At 71.0% G+C, this 20,279-nt stretch carries 17 protein-coding genes; 7 read left to right on the top strand and 10 right to left on the bottom strand.

Annotated features, from left to right (window positions below; all coding sequences use genetic code 11):
- Nucleotides 1-29: 29 nt before the first annotated feature.
- From F4556_RS25920 to F4556_RS25910, 3 genes are all read left to right on the top strand, one after another.
- Entirely contained in the window at nucleotides 30-1,286 is a 1,257-nt protein-coding gene (locus F4556_RS25920; RefSeq protein WP_376775747.1) for a coiled-coil domain-containing protein, read from the top strand.
- Between the two features lie 61 nt (nucleotides 1,287-1,347).
- Nucleotides 1,348-1,818 carry a DUF4442 domain-containing protein gene (locus F4556_RS25915; RefSeq protein ID WP_246511087.1) on the top strand — a complete coding sequence of 157 codons (471 nt, stop codon included), beginning with the start codon at nucleotides 1,348-1,350 and terminating at the stop codon, nucleotides 1,816-1,818.
- Between the two features lie 34 nt (nucleotides 1,819-1,852).
- Nucleotides 1,853-2,071 (top strand): FmdB family zinc ribbon protein, encoded by a 219-nt coding sequence (locus F4556_RS25910; RefSeq protein ID WP_184920087.1) that lies wholly within the window; start codon nucleotides 1,853-1,855, stop codon nucleotides 2,069-2,071.
- 43 nt (nucleotides 2,072-2,114) lie between these two features.
- Here the strand turns inward: F4556_RS25910 and F4556_RS25905 are convergent, their stop codons facing one another.
- The 3 genes from F4556_RS25905 to F4556_RS25895 all read right to left on the bottom strand — a co-directional run bounded on the left by F4556_RS25905 (nucleotide 2,115) and on the right by F4556_RS25895 (nucleotide 6,709).
- Complete coding sequence (locus F4556_RS25905; RefSeq protein WP_184920084.1) at nucleotides 2,115-2,987, bottom strand: HAD family hydrolase; 873 nt, start codon at nucleotides 2,985-2,987, stop codon at nucleotides 2,115-2,117.
- Nucleotides 2,987-5,458, bottom strand: coding sequence for a phosphoribosyltransferase (locus tag F4556_RS25900; protein WP_184920082.1), 2,472 nt, complete (start codon nucleotides 5,456-5,458; stop codon nucleotides 2,987-2,989). Before F4556_RS25900 ends, F4556_RS25905 begins: the two co-directional genes overlap by 1 nt.
- 75 nt (nucleotides 5,459-5,533) lie before the next feature.
- Nucleotides 5,534-6,709 carry an HpcH/HpaI aldolase/citrate lyase family protein gene (locus F4556_RS25895; protein ID WP_184920080.1) on the bottom strand — a complete coding sequence of 392 codons (1,176 nt, stop codon included), beginning with the start codon at nucleotides 6,707-6,709 and terminating at the stop codon, nucleotides 5,534-5,536.
- A gap of 336 nt (nucleotides 6,710-7,045) precedes the next feature.
- On the opposite strand from F4556_RS25895, the gene F4556_RS25890 reads away from it, so the two are divergent.
- Nucleotides 7,046-7,879 (top strand): TerD family protein, encoded by an 834-nt coding sequence (locus tag F4556_RS25890; RefSeq protein ID WP_184920078.1) that lies wholly within the window; start codon nucleotides 7,046-7,048, stop codon nucleotides 7,877-7,879.
- A 9-nt stretch (nucleotides 7,880-7,888) separates the two neighbouring features.
- Here F4556_RS25890 and F4556_RS25885 read toward each other — a convergent pair whose 3' ends face one another.
- The gene (locus tag F4556_RS25885) at nucleotides 7,889-8,626 is read right to left on the bottom strand and encodes a TerD family protein (RefSeq protein ID WP_184920076.1); all 738 of its coding nucleotides are present in this window, start codon (nucleotides 8,624-8,626) and stop codon (nucleotides 7,889-7,891) included.
- 277 nt (nucleotides 8,627-8,903) lie between these two features.
- Between F4556_RS25885 and F4556_RS25880 the strand changes: the two genes are divergently transcribed.
- Nucleotides 8,904-9,974 carry a DUF2637 domain-containing protein gene (locus F4556_RS25880; protein ID WP_184920074.1) on the top strand — a complete coding sequence of 357 codons (1,071 nt, stop codon included), beginning with the start codon at nucleotides 8,904-8,906 and terminating at the stop codon, nucleotides 9,972-9,974.
- Nucleotides 9,975-10,037: 63 nt separating this feature from the next.
- Here F4556_RS25880 and F4556_RS25875 read toward each other — a convergent pair whose 3' ends face one another.
- The 5 genes from F4556_RS25875 to F4556_RS25855 all read right to left on the bottom strand — a co-directional run bounded on the left by F4556_RS25875 (nucleotide 10,038) and on the right by F4556_RS25855 (nucleotide 13,854).
- A complete protein-coding gene (locus tag F4556_RS25875) occupies nucleotides 10,038-11,114 on the bottom strand; it encodes a DUF475 domain-containing protein (RefSeq protein ID WP_184920072.1) in 1,077 nt (358 codons plus the stop codon).
- A gap of 47 nt (nucleotides 11,115-11,161) precedes the next feature.
- Nucleotides 11,162-11,737, bottom strand: coding sequence for a TerD family protein (locus F4556_RS25870; protein WP_184920069.1), 576 nt, complete (start codon nucleotides 11,735-11,737; stop codon nucleotides 11,162-11,164).
- A gap of 260 nt (nucleotides 11,738-11,997) precedes the next feature.
- Entirely contained in the window at nucleotides 11,998-12,573 is a 576-nt protein-coding gene (locus F4556_RS25865; protein ID WP_184920067.1) for a TerD family protein, read from the bottom strand.
- Nucleotides 12,574-12,738: 165 nt separating this feature from the next.
- Nucleotides 12,739-13,197, bottom strand: a complete 459-nt coding sequence (locus tag F4556_RS25860) for a peroxiredoxin (RefSeq protein ID WP_057238818.1) — start codon at nucleotides 13,195-13,197, stop codon at nucleotides 12,739-12,741.
- A 219-nt stretch (nucleotides 13,198-13,416) separates the two neighbouring features.
- On the bottom strand, nucleotides 13,417-13,854 hold the full coding sequence (locus F4556_RS25855; RefSeq protein WP_184920065.1) for a DUF3052 domain-containing protein: 438 nt from the start codon (nucleotides 13,852-13,854) through the stop codon (nucleotides 13,417-13,419).
- Nucleotides 13,855-14,382: 528 nt separating this feature from the next.
- On the opposite strand from F4556_RS25855, the gene aceE reads away from it, so the two are divergent.
- Nucleotides 14,383-17,133, top strand: a complete 2,751-nt coding sequence (aceE, locus tag F4556_RS25850; protein ID WP_184920063.1) for a pyruvate dehydrogenase (acetyl-transferring), homodimeric type — start codon at nucleotides 14,383-14,385, stop codon at nucleotides 17,131-17,133.
- A 103-nt stretch (nucleotides 17,134-17,236) separates the two neighbouring features.
- Entirely contained in the window at nucleotides 17,237-18,544 is a 1,308-nt protein-coding gene (locus F4556_RS25845; protein WP_184920061.1) for a cryptochrome/photolyase family protein, read from the top strand.
- Nucleotides 18,545-18,571: 27 nt separating this feature from the next.
- Here the strand turns inward: F4556_RS25845 and F4556_RS25840 are convergent, their stop codons facing one another.
- Nucleotides 18,572-20,182: an MFS transporter gene (locus F4556_RS25840; RefSeq protein ID WP_184920059.1), complete on the bottom strand. Its 1,611-nt coding sequence runs from the start codon at nucleotides 20,180-20,182 to the stop codon at nucleotides 18,572-18,574.
- Nucleotides 20,183-20,279 lie beyond the last annotated feature (97 nt).

Here is a 20,279-nt window from a genome sequence, read left to right as displayed (position 1 = left end):
GGCGAGCGGACCGGACTGGGAGCGTGGGCGTGAGGGTGGCCGGTGGCGGCGGCGGGCGGGGTGGCTGGTGGCGGCGGGCCGATACGCAGCGGGCGGAGGCGGTGGCCGCCAGGGATGCGGCGCAGCAGGCGTTCTACGAGCTGGACTCCACCCAGCGGGAGGTCGAGCTCGCGGTCGAGACGGTCCGCGCCGCCGAGGACGACCGGACGGCCCGTCAGGCGCTCACCGACTTCCAGCGGCTCTCCGGCCGGGTCAACGAGGTCAGCGTCGAGTACCTGGCCGCGCTGGACGCGCACGACCTGGAGGACCAGGAGCTGGACGCGGCGGCCGCAGGCCAGGCCCGCCGGCAACTGGATCAGGCCAAGCAGAAGCTAACCGGTACGCAGGCCGAGCTGACCGGTTTCCTGACCCGGTTGCAGCCGCTGCTCCAGCACGCCGAGGCCCAGCTGATCCGGGTCACCCCGGCGGTGGAGCGGGCCAAGCGGGCACTGTTGGGGGCGACCACCGCGCTGGAGGCGGTGCGCTCGGCGGGGTTGAAGGCGGACGACCTGGCGGCCCGACTGGCCGAGCTGGCACCGGAGTTGACCAGGCTGAACGAGGGCGCGGGCCGGCACGGCGTGGCGCCGACGCTCAAGCGGGCCGAGGACGTGGCGCTGCGCGCCGACGCGATCCGGATCTCGGCCGAGCAACGGCCGGAGAAGGCCAAGGAGATCGACCGCAGGGTCGGCAGCCTGCGGACCAGGATCCAGGCGCTGGAGACGAAGAGCGAGAGCATCGAGCCCGCGCTGAGCGAGCTGCGCCGCCGGTTCAGCCTGGCCTGCTGGCAGGACCTGCAGCACGTACCCGAGCAGGCGACCCAGGCGGTCGGCGCCGCCCGGGCCAAGCTGACCGAGGCGGTCCGGGCCAGGGACGAGCAGCGCTGGCCGGACGCGACCGGGGCGATCGGGACGGTACGGGCGCTGCTGGAGAGTGCGGACGAGGCGATCGCGGCGGTGCACGGGCGGCTGCGGCAGCTCAACGAGGTCTCGCACAACCCGCACCAGGAGATCGAGCGGGCCAGGTTCGCGGTCCGGGACGCCCAGCGGCTGGCGATGGCCGGACGGCAGACGCCGGACCCGCGGCACGCGGCCCCGCTGGACGCCGCGGTGGCCCGGCTGGACCGGGCGGTGGCGACGCTCGAGGAGGCCGGGCGGCACCCCGACTACTGGCACTTCCTGACCGAGCTGACCGCGGTCCGGGACACCGCCGCCGAGGTGGTCGCACTGATCCGGGGCACGCACAGCTAGCCGGAGGGGAAGTGACGGCGATCACATTACCCACCGGTAACTTCCTTGCTAGAGTCGCCCCATGGCACGCAAGCGCACCCTGAGCGCCACCACCTTCCGGCGCGGGATCAACCTCTGGCCGCCGTTCCTGTTCGCGGGCATCCGGGTCCTCGCGGTCTCGCCGGACTTCCGCTCCGCGAAGGTCAGGCTGCGGCTGCGCTGGTTCAACCGGAACTGGGTCGGCACCCACTTCGGCGGCTCGATCTTCGCGATGACCGACCCGTTCTGGATGCTGCTGGTGATGCAGAACCTGGGCCCGGGCTACGTGGTCTGGGACGCCGCCGCCGAGATCGAGTTCGTCTCCCCCGGGCGCGGCGACGTCTTCGCCGAGTTCGTGCTCACCGAGGACCGGCTGACCGAGATCCGCGAGCTCACGGCGGAGGGCAAGAAGGCGCTGGTCTGGTTCCACACCGAGGTGCTGGCGGCGGACGGCTCGGTGGTCGCCAAGCTGCGCAAGCAGGTGTACGTCCGGGAGAAGCGCAAGTCCGACTGACACCAAGTCGGCCGGCACTGGGTACGCTGCGGGCATGCCTCGCTACGACTTCCGCTGCCGCACCTGCGGCGCCACGTTCGAACTCCGCCGCGCCATGGCCCAGGCCAACGACCCGGCCCTCTGCCCGCAGGGGCACACCGACACCGTCAAGCTGCTCTCCGCCGTCGCGGTGACCGGCGCCGGCGGCAGTGCAGGCAGCGCGCCGCAGCAGCCCTCGGGTGGCGGCTGCTGCGGCGGTGGCTGCTGCGGCTAGCTGAAGTGATGCGGGGCCCGCGCAAGAAACGCGGGCCCCTACGTCACGAACCCGCCTGAGCCACCCCAGCGGGCGTCACCACGCCGACCGCCGCCAGGAACTGCCGGACGATCTCCTCCCCCGCCGCCACCCCGATCTGGGTCAGCGCGGTCACCCCGGGCGCCGTCCAGCCCGCGTCGGCGAGTTCGCCGTGACCGGGGCGCCAGCCGTGGTCGGCGGCCAGCAGCAGGTCCGCGTCCAGCAGCGAGTCACCGGCCGAGAGCACGGTGGCCTGACGGCCGGACGCCACGCCGACCCGGCGTTCGACCTCCGCCAGGGCCGAGCTCTTGCTGAGCGGGGTGGGCACCGCGTACACCTTGCGGCCCTGCAGTGAGACCGACCAGCCGCGCTCGGCGCACCAGCCGGTGAGCTCCTCGACCCAGCCGGCGGGCAGCATGGCCCGCTCGACCACCAGGTAGGCGAACAGGTTGTCGGCCACCCGGCGCTTGTGGGTCCACTCCGGGTCGGCGCTCACCGCGAGGTGCTCGACCACCTCGGCCAGCGGCGAACTGCCGCTCTTCAGACGGGACTTGACCTCGGACTGCCAGTCCTTGTCCGGGACGCCGCCGACCAGCAGCTGCCCGCCGTTGGCGCAGATCGCGTACGGCGGCACCCAACCGGGCGTCGGGCCTGGCAGGTTGACCCGCTCGTACTGGGCCCTGGTCCGGGTGGTGGCCGGCACGAAGACCGCTCGCTGGACCAGCTCGACCAGCAGCTCGGCGGCCTGCTCGGTCATGAAGGAGAGCGCCTTGCCGTCGTGCACCTCGACCGAGAGCAGCCGGGGGGCCAGCCGGTCGGGCACGTCCAGGGCGAGGGCCCGGTTGGAGTAGATGAGGGTACGGTCCAGATCGCTGGCGACTATGAACTGACGGTCCATCAGTGCTCCACCTTGACTGCCGTGCCGTCGGCGCCGGTCGCGCCGCGGCTGAAACGGGGGTGGATCAGCCCGACGCAGGAGTACGGCAGGTCGTCCACCTCCTCGACGAACACGCCGCGCTGGGCGGCGAGCAGACGGACGTGGTCCAGGTCGGCTCCGGTGCCGCGCTTGGCCAGGATCCGCCACGGCACCCGCCGCAGCAGCACCCGGGTGGTCTCGCCGACCCCGGGCTTGACCAGGTTGACGCTGTCGATGCCGTACTCGGTGCTGATCCGCTCCATCGCGGCCCAGCCGGCCCAGTCCGGGGTCCGGTCGACCACGGCCAGCTCGTCGGCGGCCTTCACCGCGTCGGCGTGCACAGCAGTGAATCGGCCGGCCACCGCCTCGACGAAGCCGCGCGAGACGTCCGCCCCGGCCAGCTCGCGGTAGTACTTGGCGCCGTGGAAGTCGTTCGGGCCGATCAGGTCGGACCGCAGCACGGTGCGCGAAATCAGGCCGGAGACCGTGGAGTTGAGGCAGGCGGAGGGGATCAGGAAGTCGTCCCGGGTGCCGTACGTACGCACGCAGCGACCCGGGTCGGAGAGCACCGCGAGCTCGGGGTCGAACGGCATGCCCTCCAGCGCGGCGGCCAACTCCCGGGTGATGGCGCCCTTTCCGGTCCAGCCGTCCACGAAGACCACCTGGCGGGAGTCGTGCCGCTCGGCCAGGTAGCGGAGCGCGACCGGGTCGATGCCCTTGCCGCGGATGATCGAGACCGCGTAGTGGGGGGTGTCCAGACCGTGCGCGAAGGCGAACCAGCGGCGCAGCAGGATGCCGACCGGCGTACCGGCCCTGGCCAGCGAGGCGAACACCAACTCGCTTCCAGCCCCCAGGCGTTCGCGGCGCAGCGTCTCGGCCACGGTGCCGACCGCGAGCGCGATCCGGTCCACCGAAGTGGTCAGCGCCTGCTGGAACAGCTCCTGATACTCGGGGCTCGGCTGGTACTCGACCGGCAGCGACTCGGCGTAGTGCGCACCACCGGACTGGACCGCCTCCTCGCGCTCCTCGGTGGGCGCCTCCAGCGCGACCTCGGAGAGGTCGGTGAGCAGCCAGCTCACGTCCTCGGCCGGGTAGGAGGAGAAGGCGGGGCCGTGCAGCGGGGCGGGAGTGCTCATCGGACTCACAGACGGTAGCGGGCTCACGGGAACGGGCGGCAGCGGGCTCACAGAAACGGACGGCAGCACGGCGAGCACCACCAGGTCGGTGACCCGGCGGAGTTGACGCAGCAGCGCCCGCTCGCCCTCGTGCAGGGCGGGGGTGTCGGCGGGCTGGTCGACCACCAGCACCACGGCGTCGAAGCGCCGCCCGGCGTCCTCGCCGGGCGCGACGTTGTAGGCGTACCGCTCCCCCGGCCCGTCGGCCGGGTCGTCGTGCGCGGGGAAGGCCAGCCGGGTCCGGATCGCGTAGCCGGGGTGGTCGACCGCCAGCACCGGCGAGCGGGTGGTGGTGGAGAACCGGACCTTGTCCTCGCCGATCAGCTCGCCCAGTGCGCCGGCGATCCGCAGCGGCGCGTACATCAGCTCCTCGAAGCCGAGCACCAGGACGTTGCGCCGCCCGGCCAGGGCCTCGGCCAGCGGGGCCGCGAGCTCCGGCAGCGCGGCGTCCAGCCGGCCCGCGTCGGCGGTGGAGAAGCCGTGCCGGCCGCCCTCGGGCAGCCCGGCGGGCCAGGGCAGCTCGACCCGCTGGAGCGGCGCGGACGGGCCGTCCGGCGGGGCCTGGGCCGGGGCCGCGGCGATCAGCTCGGCGGCCCGGTCCAGTACGTCGGCGGGCAGCTCGACGCCGCCGGTGGCGGTGGCCAGCAGGTCGAGCCGGGCGCCGAGCTCGGCGGCGGCCTCGGTCAGCCTGGCCCGGTCCGCCTCGGTCCGCAGGTCGACCAGGGCGACCACCACGTAGCGCGGGCGCGGGTGGCGGGCGTGCAGCGCCCGGATGGTGTTGAGCACGGTGGTGCCGGTGGAGAACTCGTCGTCCACCAGCACCAGCGGCCCGTCCCCGGCCAGGAAGTCCGGGTCGGTGGGCAGCAGCAGGTGCGAGGTGGCGTGCGAGTGCTCCTCCTCGAAGCCGCCGACCGGGGCGACCCCGGCCACCGGCCGCCGGGTGGAGTGCAGGTAGGGCGCGCCGAGGCCGTCGGCGACGCTGTGCCCGAGCGCGGTGGCGGTCTCGGCGTACCCGAGCACCACCGCGTCCGCCGCGTCCGGGCCGAGCAGCTCGCGGACCCGGCGGCCCAGCTCCACCCCGGCGCCGTGCACCACGGCGGGCCGCTGCGGCACGTGCTTGCCGAGCACCTGGGAGACCAGCAGGTGGGCCCGCTTCTTGTTCTCCCGCAGCGCGAGCCCGATCAGCTCCGGCAGTTCGGGCGAGCCGGTGAGCCGGAGACCGAGCCGCTCGGTGACCCAACCGCCGGACCACGTCCCTGATACGTCCTGAACTGCCAAAACTCCTGCTTTCTCGGTACGAACGCCCTCAAAAACCCTCGAACGCCTCGAACGGCGCGAACTGTCGACGGTAACTCAGGTGCAGAGGCAGGCACCCAGCAGCTCGGCGAAGCTGACGTCCTCGCGGGCCACCCCGAACACCTGGGCGCGCAGCATGACCCGCTCCGCCCAGGCCCGGTGCGGCTTCGCCTCGTTCATCTTGTTGGTGTACGCCGAGCGCAGCACCCCGCCGCCGCCTTCGTGCCGCTGCAGGATGTCCCGGGCGTCCGAGTACTCCTCGTGGGTGACCACGGAGAGCGCGTGCACCGCGGGGACGTGGCTGGGGTGGATGCAGGTCTTGCCCAACAGGCCGTTGGCGCGGTCGAGTTCGATCTCGCGGATCAGGCCGTCCAGGTCGTGGTCGATGATCCGCTGGCGCAGCCCCTCGGCCGGCGGGTGGGCCTCGGCGAACGGGGTCCGGCGCAGCTGGGGCTTGAACATCCGCTCCTGGACCGGGAAGTACTCCCAGACCGGCCCGGTCACGGTGTGCCCGGTGCCGTCGGCCCGGCCAAGCACGTTCACCACGTCCCCGATCACGCCCGCGACCAGCGCCACGTCGTAGGCGGTCAGGTCGGGCGAGCGGCGCAGCCCGTACGCGGAGCACAGGTCGGTCACCCCGAGCCGGACGGCGAGCACCCGCTTGCGGTACTTCTCCAGCAGCCGGGCGATGCCGAACAGCTGCTCGCGCCGGGTCTCCAGGTGGGCCAGCTCGGGCGATTCCAGCACCGGCATGGCGAACAGCCGGTGCCCGCTGGTCTCCTCGGCGGCGGTCAGCGCCTCCAGGAACGGGCCGCCGCTCTCCTCGGTGAACTTCGGCAGCACGTAGCCGGTGAGCAGCCCGACCGCCGGGCCGAGCCGGTCGGTGAGCTCGGTGATCTGCCCGGGCGTACGGACCCGGACGAAGAGCAGCGGGAGGTCGTCGCCGGGGCCGGCCGCGTACAGCTCGGTGAGCTGGGTGACCAGGTTGGCCTCGGCGGCCGGAACCTCGTGGTCGGCTATCGCGTCCTCCAGGCAGAGCACCATCGACACCACGCCCCGGGCGGCCTGCTTGCGGACGTCCACCAGCAGGGTGCTCCGGGTGGCGGGGCTGTAGAGGGTGGCGCCCAGCGCGGTGGAGAGCAGCTCGGCGGGGCTGTCCCGGTGGAACTCACCCGGCTGTTCCAGGAAGAGGCGGCTGCGGTCGGCTGCAGCGAGATGGCCGAAGTGGCGCATGGTGCTCTCCCGGGAGGTCGGAGTGTGGGCTGTCTCTGGATAGACGGACGGGCCGTCCCGAAGGTTCGCGGGACGGCTCGGTGGGGTAGGAAAGACGGTTGGGGTCGGGTGAGTTGGTGGCCGACGCCGCAAGCGGCCATCGTACGGTCGATTTCGGCCACTCCGAACACCTGAAACGTCGATTTCTCGGAAGATTACCGTCCGCGTCACAAAGGAGGCGTTCGCCGTCCAGCACCGGTGGAGCGGGTGCGGAGGAAGAGTGCAGGCCGAGCACAGGCGGACGGAGCCGGACTCCGCGTTGTCCGGAGTGGTCGGGAACCGGCAGGATGGTCCGCTATGACGCACGTGATGGCCAAGGGCGCCAACATCTCGCTGACGGCCGCCGCCGTCCGTGCCGTGCTGCGGTGGACGGCCACGGCGGGCGCACCGGACGTGGACGCCTCGGCGCTGCTGGTCGGCACCGACGGCAAGGTCCGCACGGACGCCGACTTCGTCTTCTACAACCAGCCCCGCCATCCGTCCGGCCTGGTCCGCCACCTGCCGAAGCAGCGCAGCGGCGCCGAGGTCGCCGACACCGTCGAGGTGGAGCTGGACAAGCTGCCGCCGGAGGTGGACCGGGTGGTGCTGGCCGGCTCGGCCGAGGGCGGTGCCTTCCCCGCGCTGACCGACCTGCGGGTGGTGCTGCACGACGCCGCCGCGCCGAACGGCACCGCGCCGATCGCCCAGTTCGCCTGCACCGACGCGGGCCAGGTCACCGCGCTGGTGGTGGCCGAGCTCTACCGCCGGGGCGGTGGCTGGAAGTTCCGCGCGATCGGCCAGGGGTACGCGGACGGTCTGGGCGCGCTGGCCACCGACTACGGCATCACGGTCGAGGACGACGCCGCGCACGCGCCCTCGGCCCCGCCGACCGTGGTCCCGATCACCCCGGCCACCCCGATCACCCCGCTCGCCCTGGAGCCGGAGAGCTACACACTGACCCCGGCCGCACCGCGCCCGATCCCGCCGCCCCCGCCCTACCAGCCGCAGCAGGCACCCCAGCCCCAACCGCAACCACAGCCCCAGGCACAGCCCGGGTACGGCTACCCGCCGCAGCCCCCCGCCTACCAACCCCCGGTCGCCCAGCCGCCGTTCGCGCTGCCGCCGCAGGGCCCGCAGTTCCAGCCACGCTGACGGGCCCGCTCAGGACTCCGGCGTGCTGGCCTTGTAGCCGCGCTGCCACTGCATCCCGAAGCCGTACAGCCGGTCCAGGTCGGACTGGAACCCGTGCACGTACCGAACCTCCCGACGGACCGTCAACTGCCCGTCCCCGGTGTTCTCGATCAGCACCACCGCACACGAACGGGCCGTCGCGGCCCGCTGGTCCAGCGCGATCTCCAGCCGCGGCCCGGTCTGCGGCACGATCGTCACGGTGGCGTGCGTACGGTCGAACGCCGGGGTGTCGTCGTAGATGTAGACGAAGATCAGCAGCCGCCGGAACTGGTCCTTCTTCTCCAGGTTGATGTACATCGTCTCGCCGGACGGCGCCCCGTAGACGTCGTCCCCGCTGAGCTTGATGTACGGCGGCCGCTGCAGGTCGCCGAAGTACTTGCCGAGCGGCTGCACCACCCCCGTGGTGCCGTCGGCGAGTTCGTACATGCAGGCCAGGTCGAGGTCGACGTTGACCTGCGGGCGGGAGTAGCTGTCCGGCTCCATCGGCCGCAGGATGCGCGGGCTGAGCAGCCGCTTGAGCGAGGCGCCCGGGGCGGTGGACTCGGCGGTGCGGGTGGTCCAGTGCAGGTTGACGTACAGGTAGCCGGTGGTGGCCGCCGGGCCGGTCAGGGCGTGCTGCGGCTGGGACTTGGTCAGGGTGATCTTGTACTGGCTCCCGGTGTCGAAGCTGTCACGATCCCTGCGCAGGTAATCCCAGAACGAGACCATCGCTTCCCTCCCCAGATCGGCCAGCCCACCGTACCGGACCCCTACCCAGCCGGGGGGCCGAGTCACCGTCAGATACCGGGCGTGTCACGACGGCAGATGGATAGTCACCTCCCGTAGCATGCACGCCTCCCGGACGCGATATCGTCTAGCCGCACATGTGTACCTGCCGTCACGTACGGGTACGCTCGGACCTCCTGCCGCGGCGCCGTCGACGCGCCGCCCGGTCCGACGCACCCGCCGCTGCCCCGAACTGCGGAAAGCCGAGGCCCACGCCGCGATGAACCTCACCTCCATACAGCTGGTCTGGACCGTAGTAGGTGGTTCGGCCCTGTTGTTCACCGCTCTGCTGGTGGCCGCCCTGCGGTTCAAGAACAGCAAGGTCGAATCCACCGAAGACTCCTGGGAACGCAGCGAGGAGCGCCGCCGCCGTAAGGAACTGGTCTACGGCATCTCCTCGTACGTCCTGCTGTTCTGCTGCGCGGGCGTGGCCGCCGCGCTCTCCTTCCACGGCCTGGTCGGCTTCGGTACGGAGAACCTCGGCCTGTCCGGCGGCTGGGAGTACCTGGTCCCGTTCGGTCTCGACGGCGCCGCGATGTTCTGCTCGGTGCTCGCCGTCCGCGAGGCCAGCCACGGTGACGCCGCGCTCGGCTCCCGCCTGCTGGTCTGGGTCTTCGCGATCGCCTCGGCCTGGTTCAACTGGGTGCACGCGCCGCGCGGTGGCGGCCACGACGGTGCCCCCGAGTTCTTCTCCGGGATGTCCATCTCGGCGGCGATCCTGTTCGACCGGGCGCTGAAGCAGACCCGCAAGGCCGCGCTGCGCGAGCAGGGCCTGGTGCCCCGCCCGCTGCCGCAGATCCGGATCGTCCGCTGGATGCGCGCCCCGCGCGAGACCTACGCGGCCTGGTCGCTGATGCTGCTGGAGAACGTCCGCAGCCTGGACGAGGCGGTCGACGAGGTGCGCGAGGAGCGGCAGGCCAAGATGGACGCCAAGACCCGGGCCCGCAGTGCGGACCGGCGCGAGCGGGCCGAGCTGAAGGCGATCTCCCGGGCCGGCGGCGGGGTGCTCGGCCGCGGCCGCGGCGGCCGCCAGGTGCCGGCCCTGACCGCGGGGTCCGGCGACGGACAGTCCGCTACGGAGCCTGCGCTAGCGGATGACCCGATGGCCAAGGTCGGCCCGTCCGCACTGGAGCCGGCCGCGCTGAACGCGGGCCGCCGCCCGCGGGCCGCCGTCGGCGGTGGCTCCACGGTCGACCTGACCGTGGACGACGACACCCAGTCGCTGCCCAAGCTGGACTCGCTGGACACCCTGGAGCGCAAGCTCCGGGCGATCGAGCAGCGCCTCGGCTGACGCACGACGCACGAAGGGCCCCCGACCTCAGGTCGGGGGCCCTTCCGCGTTCCTGACCCGAGGTCAGCTGCCGCCCTCCAGGGCCTGCTCACGCTTGTTGCGCAGCACCGAGGAGGCGAAGGCGGCGGCGATGAAGCCGACGCCCACCAGACCGGTGACCAGTTCCGGCACGTGGTGCTTGATCCCGACCAGCAGGATCACCGCCAGCACGCCGATCGCGTAGTGCGCGCCGTGCTCGAGGTAGACGTAGTCGTCCAGGGTGCCCTTGCGGACCAGGTAGACCGTCAGCGAGCGGATGTACATCGCGCCGATGCCCAGGCCGAGCATGATCATGAAGATGTTCTGGGTGATCGCGAACGCGCCGACCACACCGTCGAAGGAGAACGAGGCGTCCAGGACTTCGAGGTAGAGGAACAGGAAGAAGGCCGCCCGGCCGCCGACCTGGATCAGGGTCTTGCCCGACTTCTCGGCCTCCTCCTCGGCTTCGGCGTCCTCCTCGAGGCGGTGCTCGAAGACGCTGGAGAGGCCGTTCACCGCGAGGTAGGTGGCCAGGCCGAGCAGACCGGCCAGCAGCACCGTCTCGGCGTTGTCACCGGCGAACACGTTGGCCGCCACGGCGATGGTCACCAGGGCGATCACCGAGGAGAAGGCGTCCAGCTTGCCGACCTTCTCCAGCGGACGCTCCAGCCAGGAGAGCCAGTTGAAGTCCTTCTCCTCCAGGATGAAGTCCAGGAAGATCATCAGCAGGAAGATGCCACCGAAGGCCGCGATCGCCGGGTTGGCGAGCTCGAGGTAATCGCCGTAGGTGTGCCCGGCGTACTCCTTGCCCTCGTTGAGCGCCAGGTCGATCACGGTCGCGGGGTTCAGGTGCGCCGTCAGGCCGACCACCAGCAGCGGGAAGATCAGCCGCATGCCGAAGACGGCGATCAGCACGCCGACGGTCAGGAAGATCTTCTGCCAGTACGGGTTCATCCGCTTCAACACGGTGGCGTTGACCACCGCGTTGTCGAAGGAGAGCGAGATCTCCAGGATCGAGAGGATCAGCACGATGCCGAAGCCCTCCCACCCCCAGAGCAGGCCGGCGGCGATCAGGCCGGCGGCGGTGATGCCGAACGACCAGCCGAATGTACGGAGGACCACGGGAGTTGTTTACCTTTCAGGTGACAGGGGGCAGGAGGGGCGGGGGGCTACTGGACGTTGACGCCGAAGTCCAGGGCGATGCCGCGCAGGCCGGAGGCGTAGCCCTGGCCGACCGCGCGGAACTTCCACTCGCCCTGGTAGCGGTAGAGCTCACCGAAGATCATCGCAGTCTCGGTGGACGCGTCCTCGGAGAGGTCGTAGCGGGCGATCTCCTGACCGTCCGCCAGGTTCACCACCCGGATGTACGCGTTGCTGACCTGGCCGAAGTTCTGCAGCCGGGTCTCGGCGTCGTAGATCGAGACCGCGAAGACCACCTTGTCGATGGTGGCGGGCACCAGTTCGAGGTTGACCACCACGGTCTCGTCGTCACCGTCGCCGTCACCGGTCAGGTTGTCGCCCTGGTGCTCGACCGAACCCTCCGGGCTGCGCAGGTTGTTGTAGAAGACGAAGTGGTTGTCGTCCGGCACCCGGCCGCCACTGCACAGCAGCGCGCTGGCGTCCAGGTCGAAGGCGGCGCCCGTGGTGGAACGGGCGTCCCAGCCCAGACCGATCTGCACCTGCGTCAGATTCGGCGCGGCCTTGGTCAGCGAGACGTTGCCGCCCTTGGCGAGCGTGACACTCATGATGCTTCCTCCAGCTCCCCCCGTCGCCGGGGCTCCCGTCCGTACCGCACCCGGTCACGTGTGCCGTACGGTGCCGCGGGTCGCCCTCCCCGGGCGATCGACCTCCCAGGTGTACGCCCCCGCGACGCTCTCCGGGCCCTTACCGGCCCGCTGAACTTCCTGAACTCGACCCACGCCGAAGAACGGCGAAGGCCGGGGCCGATCGAAGCGCGAACGCTCCGGCCGACCCCGGCCCCAAGCCTATTCACCCTGACCAGAGGTCAGACATTGACCCCGAAGTCCTGGGCGATGCCGCGCAGGCCGGAGGCGTAACCCTGGCCGACGGCCCGGAACTTCCACTCCTCGCCGTTGCGGTACAGCTCGCCGAAGACCATCGCGGTCTCGGTCGAGGCGTCCTCGGAGAGGTCGTAGCGCGCGATCTCGGCGCCGCCCGCCTGGTTCACCACCCGGATGAACGCGTTGCGGACCTGGCCGAAGTTCTGCTGGCGGTTCTCGGCGTCGTAGATCGACACCGGGAAGTTGATCCGCAGCACGTCGGCCGGCACGGCGGCCAGGTTGACCTTGATCTGCTCGTCGTCGCCCTCGCCCTCACCGGTGGTGTTGTCACCGGTGTGCTCGACCGAGCCGTCCGCGCTCTTCAGGTTGTTGAAGAAGACGAAGTTGCCGTCCGAACCGACCCTGCCCTCGGCGTTCAGGAGCAGCGCGCTGGCATCCAGGTCGAAGTCCGAGCCGGTGGTGGTCCGGACGTCCCACCCGAGGCCGACGATGACCGCGGTCAGGCCCGGGGCCTCCTTGGTGAGCGAGACGTTGCCGCCCTTGCTGAGGCTGACACCCACTTGGTCCTCCAAAAGCGCTGATGGTGTTTCACTCTGCCCAACGGCCCGATCGTAGTGCCGGGTTCCCCACCGTGGGCAGTGACCCGGCCCGGCCGACCGTACGAATGTCCACCAGCGCGCGCGGAGACCCTCCGGCGGACCGCCGGAGGGTCTCTCAGGGGTGACTCAGAGCGCGTCGACGGCGGCCAGGTAGGCCTGCTCGTCCCGGGCGTCCGGGAGGCCGTTGACGATCGACCAGCGGACCACGCCGGCCTTGTCGATCACGAAGGTGCCGCGCACCGCGCAGCCCTTCTCCTCCTCGAACACGCCGTACGCCTTCGAGACCTCGCCGTGCGGCCAGAAGTCCGAGAGCAGCGGGTAGTCCAGGCCCTCCTGGTCGGCGAAGACCCGGAGGGTGAACGGCGAGTCGTTGGAGACCGCGAGCACCTGCACCGAGTCGTTCTGCAGGCGCGGCAGCTCCTTCTGGATCGCGCAGACCTCGCCGGTGCAGACACCGGTGAACGCGAACGGGTAGAAGACCAGGACGACGTTCTTCTCACCCCGGAAGTCGGAGAGCTTGACCAGCTCGCCGTGCTGGTTCTTCAGCTCGAAGTCGGGAGCCTCGGTGCCTACCTCGATCGCCATGCTGGTCCTCCTGCGTCGGTGCCTGTGGTCGGGTGCCTCAGGCATCCTCGCATCCGATCGGGGGCGTTCCGCCGAACGGGTGAGGGCAGTTGCCCGATCCGTCCCCGATTTCGCCCTGGGTGAACAAGGTCACCGGCGGCACCTACAGGCCACCCGCGGAAACGAACGGGCCCCGCTGGAGAAAACTCCAGCGGGGCCCGTTCCGAGATGTTCCGAGGGTCAGCGCTTGCCGGTCTTCGCCGACTTCGGGGTGGCCAGACGGGTGCCCGCCCAGTCCTTGGCGAGGGCCACCGAGCTGGTCTGGGAGAGGCCGGCGGTCTTGGCGGCGTCGGCGATCTCGTGCGCCTCCACGTGCCCGTCCCGGCCGGTCTTGGGCGTCAGCAGCCAGACCAGGCCGCCCTCTGCGAGGTACTCCAGGGCGTCGACGAGGGCATCGGTCAGATCCCCGTCCTCCTCGCGGTGCCACAGCAGGACGGCGTCGGCGACGTCGTCGTAGTCCTCGTCGACGAGTTCAGTACCGGTGATCTCCTCGATTCCCTCGCGGAGATCCTGGTCAGTGTCTTCGTCGTACCCGAGCTCCTGGACGATCTGGCCCGGCTCGAAGCCGAGACGGTGCGCCGGGTTGGACTTGTCCGCGGGGTCCGCGGTCGCGCTCACGGGAATAACCTCCAGTATTCGGCTCGACATCCTTGCCGAGGCTTGGCCGTAGTCCACACGGGACCGGCGGTTCGCGCAAGTACCCGCACCTCGATCCCACCCAAAGGTTGACGTCTCGGGCGGGGACACGCCCGGCTGGCGTGTCAGGAATCACACCGATTTGCCCTTTTCTGTACGGACCCCTGATGCTGCCGGTTGCAACAGGGGTGACCCGAGAGAATGACCGAGATGCGAACGGCATTCGGGCTACACACCCGTGCGGGCGTAAAGTCTCCTGTTGGCCCTCGTCCCGGAAGTCCGCCATCGGACCCCCGGGAAGCCTGGAAGAGATTTCAGGTCCAAGGTCGGTCCACCTCTTCGTACCACCCGATGGCGCGTGACGGGCAACGACGCCCAGCGCACCATCCGATCGGACCGCTCACCAGGCGGAACGGTTACCCATCGGTAGATATGACGGATCTCCGAGTTGCGGTACACGATGGAGGCGGCGCGACACACCTCAGTTTCGACCGACAGTGAAGGAACAGCGTGGCTTCCGGAGCAGATCGCAACCCGATCATCATTGGCGGCCTTCCGAGTCAGGTCCCGGACTTCGATCCCGAGGAGACCGCGGAATGGCTCGAGTCGCTTGATGCGGCCATCGACGAGCGGGGCCGCGAGCGCGCCCGCTACCTGATGCTCCGTCTGATCGAGCGCGCCCGCGAGAAGCGTGTCGCCGTGCCCGAGATGCGCAGCACGGACTACGTCAACACGATCGCCACCAAGGACGAGCCGTTCTTCCCCGGTAACGAGGAGATCGAGCGCAAGGTCCTGAACGCGACCCGCTGGAACGCGGCCGTGATGGTCTCCCGGGCCCAGCGCCCGGGCATCGGAGTCGGTGGCCACATCGCCACCTTCGCCTCCTCCGCGTCGCTCTACGACGTGGGCTTCAACTACTTCTTCCGCGGCAAGGACGCCGAGGGCGAGTCCGGTGACCAGATCTTCTTCCAGGGTCACGCCTCCCCCGGCATCTACGCCCGTGCCTTCCTGCTGGACCGACTGAGCGAGACCCAGCTCGACGCGTTCCGCCAGGAGAAGTCCAAGGCGCCGTACGGCCTCTCCAGCTACCCGCACCCGCGGCTGATGCCGGACTTCTGGGAGTTCCCCACCGTCTCGATGGGCCTCGGCCCGCTCGGTGCGATCTACCAGGCCCGGATGAACCGCTACCTGGAGCACCGGGGCATCAAGGACACCTCGTCCTCGCACGTCTACGCCTTCCTCGGCGACGGCGAGATGGACGAGCCCGAGTCGCTCGGTCAGCTCTCGCTGGCCGCCCGTGAGGGCCTGGACAACCTGACCTTCGTGGTGAACTGCAACCTGCAGCGCCTCGACGGCCCGGTCCGCGGCAACGGCAAGATCATCCAGGAGCTGGAGTCGCAGTTCCGCGGCGCCGGCTGGAACGTCATCAAGCTGGTCTGGGACCGCAGCTGGGACCCGCTGCTGGCCCAGGACCGCGACGGCGTGCTGGTGAACAAGCTGAACACCACGGTGGACGGCCAGTTCCAGACCTACGCGACCGAGACCGGCGCGTACATCCGCGAGAACTTCTTCGGCGGTGACCTGCGGCTGCGCAAGATGGTCGAGAGCATGACCGACCAGCAGATCCAGCACCTGGGCCGCGGCGGTCACGACCACGCCAAGGTCTACGCGGCGTACAAGGCGGCCCGCGAGCACAAGGGCCAGCCGACCGTGATCCTGGCCCAGACCGTCAAGGGCTGGACCCTCGGTCCGAACTTCGAGGGCCGCAACGCGACCCACCAGATGAAGAAGCTCACCACCGAGGACCTCAAGCGCTTCCGCGACCGGCTGCACCTGCCGATCACGGACAAGCAGCTCGACGAGGGCTACCCGCCCTACTACCACCCGGGCAAGGACTCCGAAGAGATCCAGTACATGCACGACCGGCGCAGCGAGCTGGGCGGCTACATGCCGACCCGCAAGGTGCGCCCGCGCAAGCTGGAGCTGCCGGGCGACGACGCCTACAAGGCGGTCAAGAAGGGCTCGGGCAACCAGACCATCGCGACCACGATGGCCTTCGTCCGCGTCCTGAAGGACCTGATGCGGGACAAGGGCATCGGCAACCGCTTCGTGCCGATCGCCCCCGACGAGTACCGCACCTTCGGCATGGACTCGCTCTTCCCGTCCGCCAAGATCTACAACCCGCTCGGCCAGACCTACGAGTCGGTCGACCGCGAGCTGCTGCTGGCGTACAAGGAGTCCAAGACCGGCCAGATGCTGCACGACGGCATCTCCGAGGCCGGTTGCACCGCCTCGCTGATCGCCGCCGGTTCGTCCTACGCGACGCACGGCGAGCCGCTGATCCCGGTCTACGTCTTCTACTCGATGTTCGGGTTCCAGCGCACGGGTGACCAGTTCTGGCAGATGGCCGACCAGCTGGCCCGCGGTTTCGTGATCGGCGCCACGGCGGGCCGCACCACGCTGACCGGTGAGGGTCTGCAGCACGCGGACGGCCACTCGCAGCTGCTCGCCTCGACCAACCCCGGCGTCGTCGCGTACGACCCGGCGTACGGCTTCGAGATCGCGCACATCATGCAGGACGGCATCCGGCGGATGTACGGCTCGTCAGCGGAGTTCCCGCACGGCGAGGACGTCTTCTACTACATGACGGTCTACAACGAGCCGATCAAGATGCCGGCCGAGCCGGAGAACGTGGACGTCGAGGGCATCCTCAAGGGCATCCACAAGTACGCCCCCGGCACGGCGGGCACGATCCCGGCGCAGATCCTCGCCTCGGGTGTGGCGGTGCCGTGGGCCCTGCAGGCCCAGCAGATCCTGGCCGAGCAGTGGAACGTCAAGGCCGACGTCTGGTCCGCGACCTCCTGGAACGAGCTGCGCCGCGACGCGGTGGAGGCCGAGGAGTTCAACCTGCTCCACCCGGAGGAGCCGCAGCGGGTCCCGTACGTCACCACCAAGCTGTCCGGCTCGGAGGGTCCGTTCGTCGCGGTCTCCGACTGGATGCGTGCGGTGCCGGACCAGATCTCCCGCTGGGTGCCGGGCCAGTACCAGTCGCTCGGCGCCGACGGGTTCGGCTTCGCCGACACCCGTGGTGCGGCGCGCCGGTTCTTCCACATCGACGTGCAGTCGATCGTGCTGGCCGTGCTGACCGAGCTGGCCAAGCAGGGCAAGATCGACCGCTCCGCGCTCAAGGAGGCGATCGACCGCTACCAGCTGCTGGACGTGGCCGCCGCCGACCCGGGTGCGGCGGGCGGCGACGCCTGATCACCGGTTGACCGAAGGGCCGTCCTCGTCGAGGGCGGCCCTTCGGCCTTTCCCGGACGGCGCGTCGGCCGCCGGCCGGGCGGGGAGGGCGGGACCATGGCGGGTGCCCGTCGCCATCGCGCTCTTCACCCAGGACCTCCGGCTGCACGACAACCCCGTGCTGCACGCCGCGCTCGCCGCCGCCTCCGCCTCCGAGGTGGTGCCGCTGTTCGTGCTCGACGACGGGGTGGCCGCCACCGGCTTCGCGGTGCCCAACCGAGCCGCCTTCCTCGCCGACTGCCTGCGCGACCTGGACGCCGGGCTGCGCGCACGCGGCGGGTACCTGGTGCTGCGGCGCGGTGACGTGGTCGCCGAGACCGCCCGGGTGGCGGCGGAGACCGGCGCCGGGTCGGTGCACGTCGCGGCCGGGGTGAGCGCCTTCGCCCAGCGGCGGGAGGGCCGCCTGCGGGCGGAGTTCGGGGGCCGGCTGGTGGTGCACGAGGCGGTGCTGACCGCCCTGGCGCCGGGCGCCGTGACCCCGGCGGGCAAGGACCACTACGCGGTCTTCACGCCCTACCTGCGGGCCTGGCAGGCCGCCCCACGACGGAAGCCGCTGGCGGCGCCCCGGCGGGTGCCGGTGCCGGACGGCGTCGACAGCCTGCCCGTCCCGCTCGTACGCCCCGACTCCCCCGAGCTGCCGCCCGGCGGCGAGCGCGCCGGGCGGGCCCGCTGGAAGCGCTGGACCCCGGGCTCCCGGGACGTGCTCGCGGCCGACGGCACGTCACATCTCTCCCCCTACCTGCACTTCGGCTGCCTCTCGGCCACCGAACTGGCCACCAGGACCGAGGATGAGGACTTCGTCCGGCAGTTGGTCTGGCGGGACTTCCACCACCAGGTGCTGGCCGCCCGGCCCTCGGTCGCGCGGGAGGACTACCGCCCGCGCGGCGACCGCTGGCACCGGGACGAGGACGAACTCACCGCCTGGCGGGCCGGGTTGACGGGCTATCCGATCGTGGACGCCGGGATGCGGCAGCTGGCCGCGCAGGGCTGGATGCACAACCGGGCCCGGCTGCTCACCGCCAGCTTCCTGGCCAAGACGCTCCACCACGACTGGCGGGAGGGGGCCGCGCACTTCCTCTCCCTGCTGGTCGACGGCGACGTGGCCAACAACCAGCTCAACTGGCAGTGGGTGGCGGGCACCGGCACCGACACCCGCCCCAACCGGATCCTCAACCCGCTCACCCAGGCCAAGCGCTTCGACCCGGAGGGCGCGTACGTCCGCCGCTGGGTCCCGGAGCTCGCGCACGTACCGGGCGGCGCCGTGCACCGGCCCTGGCTGCTGGCCGAGCGGCCCGACTACCCGGCGCCGGTGGTCGAGCTGACGGCGGACCGGTTCGCCGCCGGACGTGCCGGTGGGGCACCGCTCGGATGAACGGCGCCCCACCGGGGTGACACTTGCTCAGATGTGCACGGCCGGACCGGCGTCCGTCGCGCCCCGCTTGGTGAGCAGGCCGAGCAGGGCCGCCGCGAAGGCGACGGCGGCGGCGACCGCGAAGGCCAGCGACATGCCGCTGACGAAGGACTCGTGGACGGCGGTGGCCATGCCCTGGACCACCTGCTCGGGGGTGCCGGCCGGGGCGGGCGGGGCGATGCCGAGCTGGGCGGCCTGGTCGAGACCGGCCTGCTGGGCCGGGTCGACCGGCGGGAGGCCGGCGGCGGCCCAGTTGCCGGGCAGCACGTCGGTGACCTTGGCGGCCATCACCGCGCCGAGGACGGCGGTGCCGAGCGAGCCGCCGACCTGCATCGCCGCCTGCTGGAGGCCGCCCGCGACGCCGGAGAGCTCCAGCGGGGCGTTGCCGACGATGACCTCGGTGGCGCCGACCATGACCGGGCTGATGCCCAGGCCCATCAGGACGAACCAGAGCGACATCACGCCGGTGCCGGAGTCCGAGGTCAGCGTGGACATCCCGTACATCGCCACGGTGGTGAGCACCATGCCGACCACGATCGGGATCCGCGGGCCGACCTTGCCGATCGCGGCGCCGGCCGCCGGGGCGCCGACGATCATCATGCCGGTCATCGGCAGCAGGTGGACGCCCGCCTGAACGGGCGTCATGGCGTGGACGTTCTGCAGGTAGAAGGTCACGAAGAAGATCGCGCCGAAGAACGCGAACGCCATCAGCACCATCAGCAGGGCACCCGCCGAGAGCGGCACCGAGCGGAACAGGCTGAGCGGGATCAGCGGCTCCTTGGCCTTGGTCTGCCAGAACGCGAACAGCACCAGGGCGAGCACCGCGCCGCCGAGGAAGAGCAGCGTGCTGCTGTCGCTCCAGCCCCAGGTCGGGGCCTTGATGATGCCCCAGACCAGCGCGAACATCGCCACCGAGAGCAGCGCGATGCCGGGGACGTCGAAGGACTTGGCGGCGTTCTCGACCCGGACGTCGCGCAGGATCCACAGGCCGAGCGCCACGGCGGCGATGCCGACCGGGATGTTGATGAAGAAGACCGACTGCCAGCTGACGTGCTCGACCAGCAGACCGCCGACGATCGGACCGGCCGCGGTGGAGGCGCCGATCACGCCGGCCCAGATGCCGATCGCCATGTTCAGCTTCTCGGCCGGGAAGGCGCCGCGCAGCAGGCCGAGCGCGGCGGGCTGGAGCAGCGCGCCGAACAGGCCCTGGAGCACGCGACAGGCGATCACCAGCTGGATGTTGCCCGCGAAGCCGATCGCGGCGGAGGTGGCCGCGAAGCCGGCCGCGCCGACCAGGAAGGTGGACTTGTGGCCGAACCGGTCGCCGATCTTGCCGGCCGTGATCAGGAAGACCGCGAGCGCCAGCAGGTAGCCGCTGGTGACCCACTGGATGTCGGCGGGCGAGGCGCCCAGATCGGACTGGATCACCGGGTTGGCGATCGCCACCACGGTGCCGTCCAGCGCCACCATCATCACGCCGACCGCCACCGTGAGCAGGGTCAGCCAGGGGTGACCCTGGAACCGTGCGAGACCGGTGGGCGGTGCGCTGCGCTGCGGCGGCACGGCCGCCTTGGCGGTCTTGGTTAGGGGCTGACTCATCTGACGGACCCTCCGGGGCTGGGACAAGGCATGGCGGTGGCGCCCCGGCCCACCCGTCCCCACGAGTCGTCCGGCCTGACGGGCGCCACTGCCGGAT

This window comes from Kitasatospora gansuensis (assembly GCF_014203705.1).
Classification (GTDB): Bacteria; Actinomycetota; Actinomycetes; order Streptomycetales; family Streptomycetaceae; genus Kitasatospora; species Kitasatospora gansuensis.
This window is presented reverse-complemented; position numbering and strand designations above follow the sequence as displayed.

Excerpts from the sequence above, each read along its gene's own strand:
- F4556_RS25840 (WP_184920059.1), bottom strand. The coding sequence starts at position 20,182 with ATGAGTCAGCCCCTAACCAAGACCGCCAAGGCGGCCGTGCCGCCGCAG.
- F4556_RS25885 (WP_184920076.1), bottom strand. The coding sequence starts at position 8,626 with ATGGTCTCGTTCTGGGATTACCTGCGCAGGGATCGTGACAGCTTCGAC.
- F4556_RS25880 (WP_184920074.1), top strand. The coding sequence starts at position 8,904 with ATGAACCTCACCTCCATACAGCTGGTCTGGACCGTAGTAGGTGGTTCG.
- F4556_RS25860 (WP_057238818.1), bottom strand. The coding sequence starts at position 13,197 with ATGGCGATCGAGGTAGGCACCGAGGCTCCCGACTTCGAGCTGAAGAAC.
- F4556_RS25910 (WP_184920087.1), top strand. The coding sequence starts at position 1,853 with ATGCCTCGCTACGACTTCCGCTGCCGCACCTGCGGCGCCACGTTCGAA.
- F4556_RS25895 (WP_184920080.1), bottom strand. The coding sequence starts at position 6,709 with ATGCGCCACTTCGGCCATCTCGCTGCAGCCGACCGCAGCCGCCTCTTC.
- F4556_RS25870 (WP_184920069.1), bottom strand. The coding sequence starts at position 11,737 with ATGAGTGTCACGCTCGCCAAGGGCGGCAACGTCTCGCTGACCAAGGCC.
- F4556_RS25915 (WP_246511087.1), top strand. The coding sequence starts at position 1,348 with ATGGCACGCAAGCGCACCCTGAGCGCCACCACCTTCCGGCGCGGGATC.
- F4556_RS25905 (WP_184920084.1), bottom strand. The coding sequence starts at position 2,987 with ATGGACCGTCAGTTCATAGTCGCCAGCGATCTGGACCGTACCCTCATC.
- F4556_RS25890 (WP_184920078.1), top strand. The coding sequence starts at position 7,046 with ATGACGCACGTGATGGCCAAGGGCGCCAACATCTCGCTGACGGCCGCC.